This is a genomic window from Verrucosispora sp. WMMA2044 (assembly GCF_027497155.1).
Lineage (GTDB): Bacteria > Actinomycetota > Actinomycetes > Mycobacteriales > Micromonosporaceae > Micromonospora > Micromonospora palythoicola.
Window position 1 is genome coordinate 1,011,525 of the sequence record NZ_CP114913.1, and the last position, 16,714, is coordinate 1,028,238.

16 protein-coding genes and 1 other RNA gene are annotated in these 16,714 nt (G+C 66.8%); 11 read left to right on the top strand and 6 right to left on the bottom strand.

What is annotated here, in order from left to right; all coding sequences use genetic code 11:
* The first annotated feature begins 52 nt into the window (after positions 1–52).
* From O3597_RS04660 to O3597_RS04670, 3 genes are read left to right on the top strand one after another with little or no spacing between them, the layout of a single operon-like run.
* The gene (locus tag O3597_RS04660; RefSeq protein WP_281603334.1) at positions 53–955 is read left to right on the top strand and encodes a Nif3-like dinuclear metal center hexameric protein; all 903 of its coding nucleotides are present in this window, start codon (positions 53–55) and stop codon (positions 953–955) included.
* Positions 945–1,682, top strand: coding sequence for a C4-type zinc ribbon domain-containing protein (locus tag O3597_RS04665; RefSeq protein WP_164449304.1), 738 nt, complete (start codon positions 945–947; stop codon positions 1,680–1,682). The genes O3597_RS04660 and O3597_RS04665 overlap by 11 nt, the downstream gene beginning before the upstream one ends.
* Before the next feature lie 3 nt (positions 1,683–1,685).
* Complete coding sequence (locus O3597_RS04670; RefSeq protein WP_281603335.1) at positions 1,686–2,894, top strand: bifunctional RNase H/acid phosphatase; 1,209 nt, start codon at positions 1,686–1,688, stop codon at positions 2,892–2,894.
* Between the two features lie 106 nt (positions 2,895–3,000).
* On the opposite strand, the gene O3597_RS04675 is transcribed toward O3597_RS04670, so the two are convergent.
* Positions 3,001–3,762: a sulfite exporter TauE/SafE family protein gene (locus O3597_RS04675; protein WP_164449302.1), complete on the bottom strand. Its 762-nt coding sequence runs from the start codon at positions 3,760–3,762 to the stop codon at positions 3,001–3,003.
* Between the two features lie 47 nt (positions 3,763–3,809).
* The gene (locus O3597_RS04680; protein ID WP_281604476.1) at positions 3,810–4,316 is read right to left on the bottom strand and encodes a DinB family protein; all 507 of its coding nucleotides are present in this window, start codon (positions 4,314–4,316) and stop codon (positions 3,810–3,812) included.
* A 200-nt stretch (positions 4,317–4,516) separates the two neighbouring features.
* Between O3597_RS04680 and rnpB the strand changes: the two genes are divergently transcribed.
* Positions 4,517–4,926: RNase P RNA component class A (rnpB, locus tag O3597_RS04685), an RNA gene on the top strand.
* 659 nt (positions 4,927–5,585) lie between these two features.
* Here the strand turns inward: rnpB and O3597_RS04690 are convergent.
* From O3597_RS04690 to O3597_RS04700, 3 genes are all read right to left on the bottom strand, one after another.
* The gene (locus O3597_RS04690; RefSeq protein ID WP_281603336.1) at positions 5,586–8,123 is read right to left on the bottom strand and encodes an N-6 DNA methylase; all 2,538 of its coding nucleotides are present in this window, start codon (positions 8,121–8,123) and stop codon (positions 5,586–5,588) included.
* 695 nt (positions 8,124–8,818) lie between these two features.
* Positions 8,819–9,058, bottom strand: coding sequence for a hypothetical protein (locus tag O3597_RS04695; protein WP_281603337.1), 240 nt, complete (start codon positions 9,056–9,058; stop codon positions 8,819–8,821).
* 995 nt (positions 9,059–10,053) lie between these two features.
* Entirely contained in the window at positions 10,054–10,467 is a 414-nt protein-coding gene (locus O3597_RS04700) for a GntR family transcriptional regulator (RefSeq protein ID WP_281603338.1), read from the bottom strand.
* 645 nt (positions 10,468–11,112) lie between these two features.
* Between O3597_RS04700 and O3597_RS04705 the strand changes: the two genes are divergently transcribed.
* The 4 genes from O3597_RS04705 (at position 11,113) to O3597_RS04720 (ending at position 13,399) form a co-directional block, all read left to right on the top strand.
* Positions 11,113–11,355, top strand: a complete 243-nt coding sequence (locus tag O3597_RS04705; RefSeq protein WP_281603339.1) for a hypothetical protein — start codon at positions 11,113–11,115, stop codon at positions 11,353–11,355.
* A complete protein-coding gene (locus O3597_RS04710) occupies positions 11,342–11,686 on the top strand; it encodes a hypothetical protein (RefSeq protein ID WP_281603340.1) in 345 nt (114 codons plus the stop codon). The genes O3597_RS04705 and O3597_RS04710 overlap by 14 nt, the downstream gene beginning before the upstream one ends.
* 127 nt (positions 11,687–11,813) lie before the next feature.
* Positions 11,814–12,635: a GntR family transcriptional regulator gene (locus O3597_RS04715; protein ID WP_281603341.1), complete on the top strand. Its 822-nt coding sequence runs from the start codon at positions 11,814–11,816 to the stop codon at positions 12,633–12,635.
* The gene (locus O3597_RS04720; RefSeq protein ID WP_281603342.1) at positions 12,623–13,399 is read left to right on the top strand and encodes a glycosyltransferase; all 777 of its coding nucleotides are present in this window, start codon (positions 12,623–12,625) and stop codon (positions 13,397–13,399) included. The genes O3597_RS04715 and O3597_RS04720 overlap by 13 nt, the downstream gene beginning before the upstream one ends.
* Here the strand turns inward: O3597_RS04720 and O3597_RS04725 are convergent.
* Positions 13,383–13,832, bottom strand: coding sequence for a hypothetical protein (locus tag O3597_RS04725; protein WP_281603343.1), 450 nt, complete (start codon positions 13,830–13,832; stop codon positions 13,383–13,385). The genes O3597_RS04720 and O3597_RS04725 overlap by 17 nt on opposite strands.
* Positions 13,833–14,291: 459 nt before the next feature.
* Here O3597_RS04725 and O3597_RS04730 point away from each other — a divergent pair, with 459 nt between their 5' ends.
* From O3597_RS04730 to O3597_RS04740, 3 genes are all read left to right on the top strand, one after another.
* Complete coding sequence (locus O3597_RS04730) at positions 14,292–14,687, top strand: transcriptional regulator (protein WP_269737608.1); 396 nt, start codon at positions 14,292–14,294, stop codon at positions 14,685–14,687.
* 183 nt (positions 14,688–14,870) lie between these two features.
* On the top strand, positions 14,871–16,460 hold the full coding sequence (locus O3597_RS04735) for an FtsK/SpoIIIE domain-containing protein (protein ID WP_281603344.1): 1,590 nt from the start codon (positions 14,871–14,873) through the stop codon (positions 16,458–16,460).
* Positions 16,457–16,711, top strand: a complete 255-nt coding sequence (locus O3597_RS04740) for a hypothetical protein (protein WP_281603345.1) — start codon at positions 16,457–16,459, stop codon at positions 16,709–16,711. The genes O3597_RS04735 and O3597_RS04740 overlap by 4 nt, the downstream gene beginning before the upstream one ends.
* The last annotated feature ends 3 nt before the right edge of the window (positions 16,712–16,714 follow it).

Consider the following 16,714-nt stretch of genomic DNA (forward strand, 5'->3'; position numbering starts at 1 on the left):
TGTGGCCGGGTGACGTCCGGTAGAAGTGCTGACGCCGGTAAGCTCACCGGCCGTGAGCACAACCGCAGCCGTACCGACCGTCGCCGACGTGGTGGCCGAGGTGGCGCGGCACTACCCGCCGGCCTGGGCCGAGGAGTGGGACCGGGTCGGCCTGGTGCTCGGTGAACCGTCCGCCCCGGTACGCCGGATCCTCTGCGTCGTGGACGTGGTCCCCGAGACGGTCGCGGAGGCGCTCGACGCGGGCGTCGACATGATCATCGCGCATCATCCACTGCTGTTGCGCGGGGTGTCGTCGGTGGCGCCGACGACCTACAAGGGCCGCATCGTCCACCAGCTGATCAAGGCCGATGTCGCGCTGTACGTCGCGCACACCAACGCAGACGTGGCCGCCCCGGGCGTGTCCGACGCCCTCGCCGCCCGCCTCGGCCTGCTCGACCTGGGCCCGCTGCGACCCGCCCGCCCGGGCACGCCCGCCGAGGGGGAGGGGCGGGGCGCCGGCCGGATCGGCCGGCTGCCGCAGCCGCTGACCCTGGCCGCACTGGCCCGCCGGGCCGCCACCGTGCTGCCGGCCACCGCCGCCGGGGTGCGCGCCGCGGGCGATCCGGACCGCACGGTGCGTACCCTGGCGGTCTGCGGTGGCGCCGGGGACAGTTTCCTGGCCGACGCCACCGCGGCCGGGGTGGACGCCTACCTCACCTCGGATCTGCGCCACCACCCGGCCGGCGAACACCTCGCCACCGGGGGGCCGGCGTTGCTCGACGCCACCCACTGGGCCACCGAACGGCCGTGGCTGGACGACCTCGCGGCGCTGCTGCGGACCGCGCCCGGCGTCGACACCCTGGTGTCCGACCTGGACACCGACCCGTGGACCGTGCACGCCGCCGCACCGCACCCCGACGAACGCACGCCGGACGAACCCGCAGCGGACGACAAGGAGCCCGACCGTGAAGGCTGACCCCCAGGTCCAGCGCCGCCTGCTCGATCTCCAGGCGATCGACACCGCCCTCGCCCAGCTCGCCCACCGGCGTCGGTCCCTGCCCGAGCGGGCCGAGCTGGAAGCCCTCGCCCGGGAGTTGTCCGCCCTGGAGGACGAGCGGGTCCGCGCCCAGGTGGCGGTCGACGACCTGGACCGCGACATCGCCCGGCTGGAGAAGGACGTCGATCAGGTCCGGGCGCGCAAGACCAAGGACGAGGACCGGCTGGCCGCCGGCACCGGCCCGGCCCGTGAACTGGAGGCGCTCCAGCACGAGCTGGCCTCCCTCAACCGCCGGCAGAGCGACCTGGAGGACGCCGAGCTGGAGCTGATGGAGCAGCGGGAGACCGCCCAGTCGGTGCTGGACGGCGTGGAGCAGCGGCTGGCCGAGGTGCGGGAACGGCGGGCCGCCACCGAGCAGCGGCGCGACGACAGCCTCGCCGAGATCGGTCGCGAGGAGGAGTTCAAGCGCTCCGCTCGGCAGCCCCTCGCCAACGACCTGCCCGCCGATCTGGTGCAGCTCTACGACCGGATCCGCACCGACACCGGACTCGGTGCGGCGCTGCTGACCGCCGGCCGCTGCGGCGGATGCCGGATCGAGCTTTCCGGTGCCGACCTGGCCCGCATCCGCAAGACCGACCCCGACGACGTGGTCCGCTGCGAGGAATGTCGCCGGATCATGGTCCGCACCAACGAGTCCGGGCTGTAGCCGGTGGCCCCCCGGACGGTGCTCGTGGAGGCCGACGGTGGATCCCGGGGCAACCCCGGACCGGCCGGATACGGCGCGGTGCTGCGCGACGCCGCCACCGGCGAGGTGCTGGCCGAGCGGAGCGAGGCGATCGGCACCGCCACCAACAACGTCGCCGAGTACCGGGGACTGATCGCCGGCCTTGCCGCCGCCGCCGAGCTCGGTGCCGACGAGGTCGAGGTCCGGATGGACTCGAAGCTGGTGGTCGAGCAGATGTGCGGCCGCTGGCAGATCAAGCACCCGGGCCTGCGCCCGCTGGCCGCCGAGGCCGCCCAACTGGTCGGCGGCTTCACCGCCGTACGGTTCAGCTGGATCCCCCGGGAACGCAACACCCACGCCGACGCCCTCGCCAACGCCGCGATGGACGCCGCGGCCGCCTCCGGCGTCGCCACGCCGACCGTCGAGCCACCCCGCCTGGTCGAGCCGCCGCGCCGCCTCGGCGGCCCGGAGCCCGCCGGTGGCGGTGCCGCCGAGGTCGCCGCCCGGGCCGAGTCACCGGGCGCCGACCTGACCAGCGCACCGGTGTCCTGGGAGCCCCGGCCAAGCTTCACCGCCACCCGGCTCATCCTGGTGCGGCACGGCGAGACCGAGTACACCGAGCAGGGTCGCTACTCCGGTCGCGGCGACATCCCGCTCAGCGGCAAGGGGCAGGCCCAGGTGCGGGCCACCGCCGCGCGGCTGGCCGCGCTCGCGCCGGACGCCGTGGCAGTGGTCAGCTCACCGCTGTCCCGCTGCGTGGCGACCGCCGAAGCGATCGCCACCGCCCTCGGCGACCTGCCGGTACGCCGCGACGACGAACTCATCGAATGCGACTTCGGTGCCTGGGAGGGGCGCACCTTCGCCGAGGTACGCGAGGGCTGGGCCGGTGAACTCGACGCCTGGCTCGCCTCCACCCGGGTGGCTCCGCCGGACGGCGAGTCCTTCGCCGCGGTCGCCGAACGGTGCGCCCGGGTGGTGCGTCGGCTGCTCGACGCGTACCCGGGGCAGACCGTCGTGGTGGTCTCGCACGTCTCGCCGATCAAGCTGATGCTGCGCGACGCGCTCGCCGCCACCGACTCCTTCCTGCACCGCCTCTACCTCGACGCGGCCGGTGTGTCGGTGCTGGACCGCTGGCCCGACGGCGGCGTCGCGGTCCGTTCCGTCAACGAAACCGCCCACCTCTCTTCCCTCTGACCCGCCTCCCCGTCGCCCTCGCCTCGCCTCGCCGATCTTGCACCTCTGGTCGCCGAAAGGTAACTGATGCCCGCTTCGCGGGGTCGGAAAGTGCAAGATCGCGGGCTCAGGACAGGGCGCGCCAGAGGAGATAGGTGCCGATCACGGTGCCGAAGACGACGATGACGGTCTTCAGGATCACCGAGGGGAGCCGGCGGACCAGGCGAGCGCCGGCGTAACCGCCGACGAGCGTGGCGGGAGCGACCACCGCGACGCCGGCCCAGTTCACCGGGCCGGCGATGGCGAAGACGACCACGGTGGTCAGGCCGATCACGGCGGAGAGCAGATTCTTGATCGCGCTCACCCGGGCCAGCGTCGCGTCCAGCACCAGGGCCAGCCCGGCGACGAGCATCACCCCGACGGCGGCACCGAAGTAGCCGCCGTACACCGCCGCCACCGCCACCACCACCTGAACGGTCACGGCCCGGCGGCGCGGCGCCAGGTCACGCGGGTGGCCGACCAGCCGGCGCAGCGGATCCTGGAACGCCAGCAGCGCGGTCGCCCCCAGCACCAGGAAGGGTACGACCAGCTCGAACGCCCGCGCGGGGGTGACCAGCAGCAGCCCGGCACCGGCCAACGCACCGACCACGGCGGTGGGCAGCAACGCGGCAAGCAGCCGTGACCGAGGCAGATCCACCCGGCTGCCCGCCACCGCCGCGAGGTACCCGGGAGCGACCGACAGGGAGTTCGTGACGTTCGCCGAGATCGGCGGCAGCCCGATCGCGAGCAACGCCGGAAACGTGATCAGCGAACCACCGCCGGCCACCGCGTTGACCGTGCCCGCGGCGAGACCGGCGGCGACCAGCAAGGCGGCTTCGGCGAGTTCCATGATCCGCAGGCTAGCGGTCCGGAACGCGCGCCGGTCGCCCTCCCCGGCTACTCGCCGACCGGGCCACCGGCCAGCTCGGCCACGATGTCGAGGTGCCCGAGATGACGGGCGTACTCCTGCACCAGGTGGAACAACACCCGCTCCAGCGACGCCGGGTCCGCGCCCTCCCACCGTGGCCCCGGCGCACCGCGCGCAGCCAGATCGGTGCCCTCGACCACCGCCCGGGTGTGCGCGCCCTGAGCCCGCAAAGTGGCCGTCAGCTCCGCGAAGCTCTCCTCCGGCGCCACGTACCACCGACCGTCCCGCTGATCGCCCCACGGGTCCGCGACGTCGCGGCCCTCAAATCCCCACTCGATCCAGCGGAGTTCCACGTGGCGCAGGTGCTTGAGCAACTCCAACGGGGTCCAGCCGGACGGCAGCCGGCTATTCCGCCGTTCCTCCTCGGCCAGCCCGGCCACCTTCTCCACCACGCTGTCCCGAAAATAGTCGAGGTAGCGCAGGAACACCTCGGCCCGCCCGTCGGCCGGCACCGTCGGGTCGGGAAACGGCGGCATCGTCACCGCGCCATTATGCGTACGCCCGTCCGCGCGCCGTCACCCCGGCACCCGACCACTGACCGGTGTGCGTGAACCGTGGCAGTGGAGACGCACGACACGCCGGCCAGGAGCCACCTCCACTGCCACGGACATCGCCCCTGAGACCCGGTGCGGCAATAGGCGCGGACCGAGGGTCGTTAGGATGGGTACGCGACGGACGAGTCGACCGGGCGGTCGCGTCGGCGGGTTCCGGCCCGCCGCCGAGGAACGTCCGGACTCCACAGGGCAGGGTGGTTGCTAACGGCAACCCGGGGTGACCCGCGGGACAGTGCCACAGAAAACAGACCGCCGGCCCCAACGGGGACGGTAAGGGTGAAACGGTGGGGTAAGAGCCCACCAGCACCCCGGGTGACCGGGGTGGCTCGGTAAACCCCACCCGGAGCAAGGCCAAGAAAGGGTTGTCATCGCAGGATGACGCCCGCGCAGACGCTTGAGGGCGGCCCGCCCGATGTCTGCGGGTAGGCCGCACGAGCCTGTCGGCAACGGCAGGCCGAGATGGATGGCCGCCGCCGGCACGCACCCCGGTGCGTGTCGCGCACAGAATCCGGCGTACAGGTCGACTCGTCCGTCGCCCACCAGCTCAGAGCTTGGATCAAGGCTCTGAGCTGGTTCTATGTTCGGGTGTCGATGGTCGTCGTTGGTCAACTTTGGCCGGCGTTTGACGCCCTGAGGACGCCCTGACGCCCTGGAGACGCCCTGAGCATGGGCTCGGTTGGCTTGCCTCGGACCGGGCGGGCTGGGCCGTCGTGAGGGCTTTTCCGGGGTCGGTGCTTGGAGATCTCGGTCGGAGCCGGCGGCTGTGGGGGAGGGATCGGGCACGTCCTGGCGGTGGAGCTGCTCCCGTGACCTGGTGACCCGGTGGCAAGCCAGTCCCGGGGTTGGACTGGCGCGGCAGCCGGAAGCCCCAGCCACGCGACCAGGCCGACTCGCCGGCTTCCGTTACGGCCTCGCTGGGCCTGGCTCCTGACGTGCTGGGGGCGGTGTCCCGGCGGCTGTCGGTGGCTCACCGTCCCGGCGCCGTAGGCGGCCGGGGCGGCTTGCCGCCGGCCGGGCTTGCCGCCCCGCACCGCGCGGAGCGCGGTGCCTTGATCCAGAACAGAGCAAATCGGCAGTTTGCGAGGCAGCCGCAATCCAAGTTGCTATTGCCTCCCGCCCGTCCAATGACGTGACAACCGAACGAAAGTCAAAGCCCACGGTGGCACCCGCAGTATGACTTATGTGAGCGAGCTAAGCTTTGGGCTCCGGCACCACCCGTGCAACGGTCTCATCTATCCTGCGAGCGAGACCTGATTCGGCGAGAGACTCACGAATAAGGCGTCGGGCGGCCTTGAAATCGCGAGCATGCTCAAGATCCATGTCCTGGGCGACTCTCTCGGCCTCAGCCGCTAGAGTTGCCAACAGAACGTGACTAGGGTCTTCCGCGTCATAGGTTGGGATAGGAACGGAGAAGACAGCTTTGTCGAAATGTCGCGTACCGAAAAGCCCTAAAGCCTGCAAGGGCTTGACGCGTTCGAGCACCGTCGTAGAGTTCAGGATGGCGGTAAGGTAGCGAGCTTCCTCAAGACTGCTCGCGGCCGCCCAGTAGAGCATGTGATCAATGACGATCTCTGGGTTGGAAATTCGTGCTGCAGCGAGGGTGTTGCCTGCCTTGCTGTACAGCACACGGTGGCCTGCTGCGGGCAACTGCGAAGCGAGTTGCCCATGGTAGTCGAGGCGTTCCAAGAGTGCCGAGGAATCCCCTTCTGACTTGTGCGCATCCCAGATCTTTTCGACCTCTGCCCACCATGGTCCGAGCCCTGGATATTCCTCCACGGTCCCTCGTTCCAAGATGTTGGTCGCTGAGATGGGTAGAACCGCGCGCAAGGGCTCAGACATGCGGTACGGCAGCAGCGTCTCACCCAAGTGAACCTTACGGACGAAAGCCTTTTCTACCGTCCCGGTGAGTGACGCAACGTGCTTCCAGGGAGGCTTTTCATTACGCGTACGGCGCGATTGCAGCCGAAGACGTCCGGCTCCCGCTCCGAGCGGCCCAGCTGGCATCTCAGTCACAAACAGGAGGGCCCGCGGTACAAAGATGGCTCCCTGCCGGAAGCGCTTTTTGTAGGGAGACGAGGTTAGGTCGCTCCCATCGAGTGCCGAGAGAGGCTTACTGTAAATCCTAAATTTCTCTCGCGCCGCTGCCCAAGTAACATTCGGACTAGGTAGCCTTGCAGACCACGCCATTGCATTCGATGGCATCCGCTTCGCTTGACCGGCGCCCAGAGCGCCCTGGATAACGCACGAGACCATAGGGAATCCGGTAGGCGCCTCCGACAGGTCCCACGGCTCGTCAAACTTGACCACCAAATCGCCAATGGTTTGCGAGCTCCAAGCTCCCGATCTAAACCCATCATGAGGCTTTCGAGTCAGGGTTCCATGAGGCATTACGAAGGCGAATCTGCCGCTCGGTTTGAGGTAGAGCTCAATACTGCGTACGGTGAAGAGCGTTGAGAGGTCGCGGCCGGATGCTCCAAGGCCACCGGACAGCAAACCTCGCTCCCCGGCAAGTCCCTTATAGCGGTCTTGCATAGGCTTCGTCATCTTCGAGAATCGCAACCATGGCGGGTTGCCTACAAGAACGTCTACCTTGTTGGGCTTCTCAGACAACCACAGAGGTCGAATGAGGTTGCGAACATAGTAGCCCCAGATGTGGTTGCGGCCCTCGTTTTGCAAGCGACGCATTGTATCGAATGTGGCGGTTAGTTGGCCTACGTCGTCGGTGTGGACGCCAAACTGCCGTAGTACTGGAGCTATGAGCTCTCTGCTAGACTTTCCGGACTTGCTGGCCTTTTCCATCGCCTTGTTGGCCATCGCCGTTACAAGGCGGTCGAAGGTTGCGGCATCGCGGAGCACCGTGCGAGGAAAAGAAAGGTCATCCCCGAACAGCACTCCTGCGCCGCCATCAACTAGATCATCGCCCGCAGTCGAGATGGTAACCGTGTCGAGACCACCGAAAAGATCCTGGCGCTGCTCCCACTGAATTGAGTCGCCCAAATACACGGGTACGGTGATTGGCCCTCTGTCGTCCGCCGCCAGCCTATCTTTACCAATGGCTAGGAGATACGTGACGCGGGCCAGTGTTACTGCGACGGGGTGGATGTCCATTCCATAGACATGTTCAGTAAGAGACTCTACCGCCTTGCCGTTAGGAATATCAGCCTCTTGAGCCGCCCGCAGGTAGGCTCGCACGGCATGGAAGAGAAATGTGCCGGAACCGCAGGCGGGGTCAAGAACTCTCTGCGCGAGTGGCTGCGTAACGGCAGCATCTACCACTCGGTCGGCCAACCAGTCGGGGGTGTAATATTCCCCAAGGCTGGCTCGTGATTCAGCTCCGATGACGGATTCATATATCGTCTTCAGAACGTCATGTTCAACCTCGCCCCATTCAAATCGCGCGAGGCGGCGAGCGAGTTCGTTGACGAACTGCGGGCCTCCGGGTGCGTGAAGAACCCAATCGAAGAAGTCAGCCTCGACGACACCGTGGATCTCGGCGCTAGCGAAGGCGGTACCTTGGACGAGAGTCGCGGCAGGCATCTCGGCCGGATTGGATACATCGAATCCGACGACGGCGTGGGCGATGACCTCTGCTGTGAGTACTAGCAGTGTGTGGTTTATGAACAGATGCTCATCGTCGGTGAAGGCGCGTCCGAACGCCGTGCGTAGCAGCTTTGCCCATAGATCTCGCTTCAGCTGCACTTCGGGAATTGCTGCCGCTTGATCGTACATTGCACGAAGAGTTGCTTGGTCGAGCTGGTGCGCTGGTGACTCCGCTCCGACTCGGCGTGCTATCTCTCTCGGAGTAGGCGGGACGGAAGGCTGCGTGGCTAGAATCGCCTCCAGCCAGACGAGCAAACGGTCGGCGTCGGGTGCACTGGGGTTGAGCGCAAGGTGTGCTGCCTGTCGTAGAACCCCACTGTTTAGGTGATAGAGGAACCAATCCGTGCCATCGGTGAGGATTCCTACATACCGGGTGTTGAGCCGGTCTGATTGTGTGCGCACGTAGCCCCCGAGCTGTGCCTCGGCGTCTGAACGCACGCTCGGGACCTGCAGGTCCCTCTTGACCTCGATCACGCAGTGGCCGATCTCCACATCAAGACGACGTCTGGTCCCGTCGTTGGTAGGCACCTCAAGGCGTGCGACCTGCCACGGCTGAAGTGCCAGGCTTCCCGAGGTCAACAAGAGGTAGACGTCGGCTTGGATGTCCGCCTCCGTGCGGGTGCCCTCTCGTGAGGCAAGGCGGCTGATGGCGTCAAGCGCAGCGGTGTGGGGCATAGGTCATCCAGACGTCGCGGACCAGTGCTCGCAGAGTACCTGCCTAGGGTTTGGCAACTGCATATGTACGGTGCGTGGTGGGCTCTGGTACGTACCGTGCGTGCAGACCCACTGATGGCGTAGAACCGGGCATTTAGGGGTAACAGCCGTTACGGACCACCAGACGCGCCGAAGAACAGGCCAAACCTGCGGCCGCCGGCCATTTGTAGCGGGACAACCGCAGTGGCTAATGCTTGGCGACGCCGCAGGCCAGTCTCATTGGTAACCTCAAGGTTGAACACATCGTTGCCATCGGCATCTATCTCATCGGCCCGGTCGAAGATAAGGACGGTGTTGTCGTAGGTATCGGGGCCGTCTCGACCTGGAATCGGAAGATTGATCTTATCCATTCCATTTGAGCCGACTCGAATGGTCCGAGAAACCCGTGTAAAGCCAGCTGCACGTATGGATATTGTGCCAATAACGCCAGGCTTTCTCCGGGTAGATAACCCGAAAAATGCGCTAACGCCTAAGGGTGTATCTATCTGGCTCCCCGGCTTGCCCTGTCCTCGATTTCGAATTGCCCTGTCTACGTACACGTAGAGGGCTTCGGCGCTCGCGAGTCTCGCCGTAAGATCTGGTGGCACAGCGCCTTCCAGTGCGGAGGCTTGGGCATACGCGTGTGCGGAAGGCGAGGAATCCTCGGGTGGCAGCCCTCTCATTACCGACTTGCCTGCGCGAATTCGGTAGGACGGGAGAATTGCGTCAAGTGGATCTGCCCCGTTCCATACTTGCTCAAACCAGTCCATCAATTCTTTGCCGCCATCGGATCGTGGCGTATTTCTTGGGCTAGTAGTCCATGTATGCGCTGCGGCGACTTCGCTTCCAGTGGCAAGGCCGCTCACCGTTAGGTTGCCCGAGCCTGCAACCACTGATATTGGTGTCTTGGCCCGTGATTTATAAAAGATCCACACCTTGCTATGGAAAGGCACCCTGGGTGCTAGCGCAGCACGGCCCAGAACCTCTCTGCCGCGAGGAATCCTCACCTCCGAATTCGGCAAGCGTCGGAGCCTGTCCAGCGCAGACGGCTCAGTCGTGCCGAAATCGATACTTACCAAGAAGCGCTTCCGCCAACTCCGCCAACTGGCTATGCTGTTCAGCGTATTTTTTAGAATGTCTACCCCGGCCGCGCTCGCATAGGCTACCGCAACGTCCATTCGGTCAACGCCTGCGGCTGATGCGCCAGCTTCTATAGCATCAATGACGCCGTTGATTCTTCCCAGCGTGGCGTCTTGGACGAAAATTGATGTAACCACAGTGCGCCCTCTCACGAACTCGCGCTGTAGCCGACCTGCGGCTCGGCGTACCGATTTTAATTTTCTGCCTTGATGTTGGAAATGTGATGCTATGATCGGGATCTCGGGCATAGCCTATAAGAATTGAGAACCACTTCGACTCGGTTATCTCGCCGGATGACGGTTTCCCGCTCGATCAGCTTCGCACCGACCTCAACCCCGAATAGGGCTGCAAGACGGACGTCAGCAGATACCTCCCGCTGCCTCGTTTCCTGCTGGCCCGCGTGGTCGAGGTTGCGCTTGGTCGCGTACGTTCCCCTGCCGTGTTCTGTGGTCGCATAGCCGTCTCTCCGTAGTACGTCGATTGCCTTGCGGATGGTGCCTCGGGCTGCATGGAACTCCGCAGCAAGGACGCTTTCCGGTGGCAGCAGAGTGCCGGACTGGATGACTCCGTCGTCGATTCGCTCGCGCAGGTCATCGGCGATGACCCGGTAGCGGGGCTGTCCATAGTGCGGGGTGGGCACGTGGTCACCGTACCTGGCACTTGTCTTATCAAGTGTCAACCGAAAGCGCCGTTTTGGCGTGTAGACAAGTCGTCCACTTGTAGGTACGTTTCCGAGTGTGCGGCTGGGATGACGTTCTGCATCAGGGTTGATAGCGCGTCGGCCTGGTCGTACGCGAGGCGCGGCGTCCTGGTGGGCCGGTTGCGGTGGCCGCGCGTACAAGGTGGCTCGGCGATACCCGACCCGTCCGGTGTCGGACGGTGCGCCGTGCCCTCTGTCGGGCCGGCGGCCGGCTGATTCCCCCTGGTCGGCCGCCGGCTCTTCTACACGTGGAGGTGCGATGCCTGGCTCTCATCGTCGACGTCCCTGGTTCTCGTTCTGGAGGTCCCGCCGACAGCCGGACCAGTCCCGATCCGCAGCCGGTAGCCGTTCCGACGGTTCCGCTCCGGCTTGCAACTCCGGTCCGCTGCGCTGGGCCATGGAACGGACCCGTGAGCTGCCGGCGTTGCGTCATGCGCCTCTGCTGACGCGGGGGCAAATCTTTCGGGGCAACGGTGGGCGGTGGCCGCGATGAGTCACGCGGACAGGCGTCCTGCCGTGGCGAGCCATCCTGCGTGGTGTGCACCGGATCGATGCGGGCACTTGGTGCCGCCTGTGCTGGCGCACATGGCGCGACGCCATCGGGGCATGCTGCTTCGGGTCGGTGAGGTCCGGTCGGCCGGGCTGGTCGTGTCGTATTTGATCGGCTCCGACGACGAACCGCCGTCGGTCGTGGTGCATGCCTCGTGCCGGGCCGGTGCCGGCTGGGCCGAACTCACCCTCCCGCAAGCAGGGCAACTGGTCGACCAACTCGGCTCGCTCCTGACCCAAGCCGGCGGCCAAGGGGAGGGCGAGCATGGGCAACAGTGACGACCCGACCAACATCCACACGGTCAACACTGCCGGTGAGGCGTCGTGTCCTGATTGGTGCCGAGGTTGCGGGCCGAACGATCCGATGCACCGGGGGCTGCTGGCCACGATCGGCAGCGAGGGCGGCGGCTGGGTGAGTCTGCAACTGCTCCTGGACCGATTCCGGCGCCGTGACCCGGTCGTCAAGGTCGACGCGACCCGCTACGGGGCGTCGCAATCGGTGCTGCTGTCGCGGGCGCAGCTCGATCGGCTGATCTACGAACTGACCTACGCCCGGTGGCGAGTGATGGCCAAGGGACAACCGTTGGAGGGACACTATGACCGCCACTGACCGCAGCTCCCGCCGTACTCCGATGCCCGTGCATCGATCGCGACGGCCGGCGGTGGCGGTGGATCCGGTGCCGGAGCGGCCGGCGGGTGGGACCACCTGGCAGTCGTTGGAACGTCTAGGGGGTACGGTGACCGGTGTGCATGGCCGGGACTGGCGCCCTCGTTACCTGCAACTCGCCGAAGAGTTGCGGGTCAAGATCACGAGCGGGGAACTTGCCCCCGGCACGCTGATGCCGTCCGAGACGGAGTTGGCCGACACATCGGGCCTGTCACGCACGAGTGTCCGCAACGCCATCCGCCAGCTCCGTGAGTGGGGCCTGGTCCGCGCGGAGCAGGGGCGCGGCACCTACGTACGGGCACCCCGGCAGCGGGTACGGCGGCGTAACGCGGAGCGGTACCAGTGGGAGAAGGACCGGGTCCTGCTCGACCAGGACGAGCGGCTCAAGACCGGCGCGACCGAGCACGACACCGGCCTGACCGTCGATGACCTCAAGTTCCACGCCGAGTACACCCGCGTCGAGGCTGACGCGGACATGGCGGCGGCCCTGCACGTCGAGCCGGGTACGCCGCTGCTGTGCCGGGTCTACTGGACCTCGTCGCGCCACGAGAACGCGCCGCTGACCATGTCGTACTCGTACCTGCCCTATGACCTGGTGGCCGCGAACCCGGACTTGCTCGACGCCAGCAACGAGCCCTGGCCCGGTGGCTCCCAGCACCAGCTCTACACGATCGGCGTCGAGCTGGACCGCATCGACGAGGAGGTGCGGGCGCGTCCGCCGTCGCCCGATGAGGCCGAACTCCTCGACATCGACCCCGGCGTCTCCGTGCTGACCGTGCGCAAGACCTCCATCGACACCACCGGCCGGGTCGTCGAGGTGGCCGACGTGGTGATGCCGGGGGACCGGACGGAACTGGTCTACTCCCACAAACTGCAACGGTGGAAAACTTGACGCACCTCGTTTCGGTCATCACCCCGGTCCACGCCCCGAGTGTCGAGTACCTGGCCGGCGCGTACGACTCGTTGGTTAAGCAGGACATGCCCGACGGGTGGGACTGGCAGTGGCTCGTCCAAGAGGACGGGCAGACCGGGACACTGGCCCAGGTGCTGCCGGACGACCCTCGCATCAGCATCGGCGGCGGTCGTCCCGGCGGCCCGGGTGTTGCCCGTACCCTCGCTCTTTCCCGTGTCGCCGGTCAATACGTCAAGGTGCTGGATGCGGACGACCAGCTCATGGCCGGCGCGCTCGCCCGGGACGTTGCCGCCTTCGAGGCGCATCCGCAGATCGGCTGGACGACTTCACGGGTCCTGGACCTGATGCCCGACGGGTCGACCGTCGGATGGGACAAAGACCCGGCCGGTGGAACCATCGGCCGCGGTGCCGTCCTCGCCTTCTGGCAAGCCAACGGCTACCGCGCCCAGGTCCACCCCGCCACCCTCTGCATCCGCCGAGATCTGCTGCTGGCCCTCGGCGGCTGGATGGCACTGCCTGCCTCGGAGGACACCGGCCTACTCCTTGCCGCGAGCGCGGTCAGCGAGGGCTACTTCACCCGTGAGCACGGCCTGCTCTACCGCAAGTGGCCCGGCCAGGTCACCAGCCAAGCCGCCCACCGCGAACCCATCGAGTATGAAGGCCGCATGAAGATCATCGAGGCCAGAGCCATAGCCCTGGCCGCGATGCTCCCGAACGGGCTGCCGGTCACTCCTGCGGCGTAGCCTCATGGCCCGGCATCCCGTGGGTACGCCGACGCTCCTTCATCTCCGCCTCGTAGATGTGCCGCCGACCTCCGGCCAGAGTCTCCCGGGCATACCGCTCGACCTCCTGGAACGCCGCGTAGTAGCCATCGTCGAACTCCTCCATGATCTGGAAGGTCCAACGTCCGGGTAGCACGTTGCGGCCAAGCAACTCGCGCTCGACCCGGTCGGCCACTTCGTTGTGCCTTGCCTGCCGCAGCAGCATTACCACCCGATCAAGGGTTAGATCCGCCCCACCGACGAGCTGGTGGGCCGAATATAGGTGTCCGCGTACCCGGTAGATCGTCTCCAGTGCCTTACTCAGCTCACCCAAGGCCTCAACGGTCTTATCGTCGAGTCCAGGCGGTCGGGCATGCCCTTTATCAACGCTCGTTGCCTGCTTACCTTCGGTCATGGCGGACTCTTACCCAGGGAGCGATAGTCCTACCCGTTTGCCCTGGATGAGACCATGATCGGTCTAGCCAGTTGCCGACATCAGCTGAAGCGCAACGAGCAAAACCATTGCAGTGCAGGTGAAAACGGCTCGCGAGACTGTGAGTGACACGCTCAAGGAAAGCATGATCTTCTCTCCAAAATGGGGGTAGCTCATCTGTTGAGCAGCTTGCCAAAAACGTACCTTAGGTGCGGCCACAATGCAAATCCCCAAATGCTACACCGTTCTCGGGTAAATGCGCTACACGTTGTTGCGCTCTTATTTGTCGTCGCATTCAAGGGTTATTGGTGCCTGACTTGCGGGCAAAGCCCTGCAAATGCCCGTGGATCACGCGAACCGGGTTGTTGACTTGTCTGCCAAGTGCCGTCTACCTTGGACCCTGCAACTTGGCAGACAAGTCAACAAGTTGGAGGGTGAGCGATGGCTCTGCGTGGCGGTACGAGGTTCGCCGTGCGGTTCGAGGACGTGTTCCCGGCGGGGTGCGCGTTGGTGCCCGAGTCGCTGGGTGAGGTCGAGGACTACGACGAGAAGACGGGTCGGCGGTCCCCGGCGAAGGACAAGGTGACCGGTCAGCGGGTGTGGCAGGTCCGGGTGATGGACCTTGACCCTGAGCTGGGCAAGCGGTCCCGGGAGACGACGGTGAAGATCTCGGCTGACTACCAGCCGGTGCCGCCGTCGGGTGCGCCGTTCGAGGCGGTGGAGTTCGACGGGATGACGGTGACGCCGTACGTGGCGAATAACGGTCGGATGGCGTATTCGCTGCGGGCGACCGGGCTGCGGGCTCCGGTGGTTGGCGGCAAGAAGGTGGCGGCGTAGCCGCTGTTGGTGGGGGCGGGGCTGTCTGGTCTTGGCGGACGGCAGCCCCGCCCCCTGGTGTCTCTTCCCCTGCTCTGTCGAGAGAGGTCGTGACGTGTCCAAGGGTATGCCCGTCGTTGGGCGGGTGCTGGTAGCGGTCGTGCGGGGTGTTCGATGATGCGCCGGCCGCGTGGTGAGGTCGTGATGACCACGGCCGGAGATCTGATGGTGATCCGCCCGCGTCGGCTGGAACTGCCGCTGTGGCTGATCGCGCTCGGCATGCTGCTGCGATGGCTGTTCCGGGCGGCGGTCTGGTGTGTGCGGCATCCGGTGATCGTGGGCCTGGTCGTGGCCGGCGTGTGGCTGTACGTCGAGTTCGGCCGGGCCGGGCTAATCGTGCCGCTGGTCCTGGCTGGTCTGGTGTCGGCGCTGTGGCGGTGGAAGCACGAAACATTGTGGTGGACCTGGTGCGCGGGGCCGGTGCTGGGCTGGTTCCGTCAGGTGTTCGTCTACCGGCGGGCCTGGCGGGAGGCCATGACGCTGTGCGGCCTGACCCGCACCTACGACCATCGACCGGTCATGCCGCAGCTGCTGCGGGTGCGCTCCGATCAAGCGCTGGACGTGCTGACGGTTCGCATGGTGCGCGGGCAGACGCCGGAGGAGTTCCAGAAGGTCACGGCGAACCTGGCGTACGCCTTCGGTCGCCGCCACGCCCGCGTCTACTCGGAGCGCCCTGGCGACCCGCCGACCCGGACGGGCTATTGGGCGCTCGTACTTCGCGCCATCGACCGGCTGCGGTACCGGGACCGGCCGTCGCTGGTGTACCTGGTCGTGGTCCGTACCGATGCCCTGCGCACGGTCGTCAAGCCGTTCGACGTGCCGCCGGTCCCAGACCTCACCGCGCTACCCCTGGCGCGGCGGGAAGACCTGCGGCACTGGTCGTTGCACCTGCTCGCCACTCACGTCCTGATCGGTGGGGCGACCCGCTCCGGGAAGGGCTCGGTGCTGTGGTCCCTGGTTCGCTCCCTGGCGGGTGGGATCTCGTCGGGGCTGGTGCGGCTGTGGGTGATCGATCCCAAGGGCGGCATGGAGTTCGCCATGGGTCGACCGCTGTTCGCCCGGTTCGCCGGCAAGTCCTTCGAGGCCATGGCCGATCTCCTCGACGAGGCGGTCACCGTGCTGCGCGAGCGGCAGACCCGGCTTGCCGGCACGGTCCGGGTGCATACGCCGACCGAGGCTGACCCCCTGGTCGTGGTCGTCATCGACGAGATGGCCGCCCTCACCGCCTACCTCCAGGACGTCGAGCTGCGCAAGCGCATCGCCTCCTCGTTGGGGCTGCTGCTGTCCCAAGGGGCCGGCGTCGGCGTCCTGGTCGTGGCCGCGTTGCAGGACCCGCGCAAAGAGGTACTGCCGTTCCGGGACCTGTTCCCGACCCGCATCGCGCTCGGCCTGACCGAGGCCGCTCAGGTCGACCTCGTCCTTGGCGACGGTGCCCGCAACCGGGGCGCCCTGGCCGATCAGATGCCCCGCTGGGCCAAGGGCGTCGGGTACGTGATCCTCGACGGCACCCCCGAACCTGCCCGGGTCCGCTTCTCCCACATCACCGACGACGACATCCGCCAGCTCGCCGCCGAGTACAGCGCGCCGGCTGATGCGGCGGACATCCTCGCCCAGGTCGGCCGGGAAACCGCCCCCGAACCCACCCGTCCGCCGCTGCCCCGCCCACGCGGGCCGCTGCTGCCGGATTCGCTGCTCAACATCCTGCGCGACACCGACGGGGGTGAGCCGCGGTGACCACCCCGACCTTCTACCGGCTCCGCGCCCCGCACCCCGACGGCACGACCAGCACCGCCGTGTCCGTCCGCGTCGACCGCGAGCGGCCCGACCCGTACCCGGTCTATCTCGCGGTCGGCGGCGGCCGGCGTCGCATGCACCTCACCCCCGACGAGGCGTGGGCGCTGTGGCGCTGCCTGTCCGAAGCCGTCGCCTCCCTCGGCGAACCACCCGAGCACATCCGTACCCGCGTCGCCCCGGCCCGGAGGTAACCG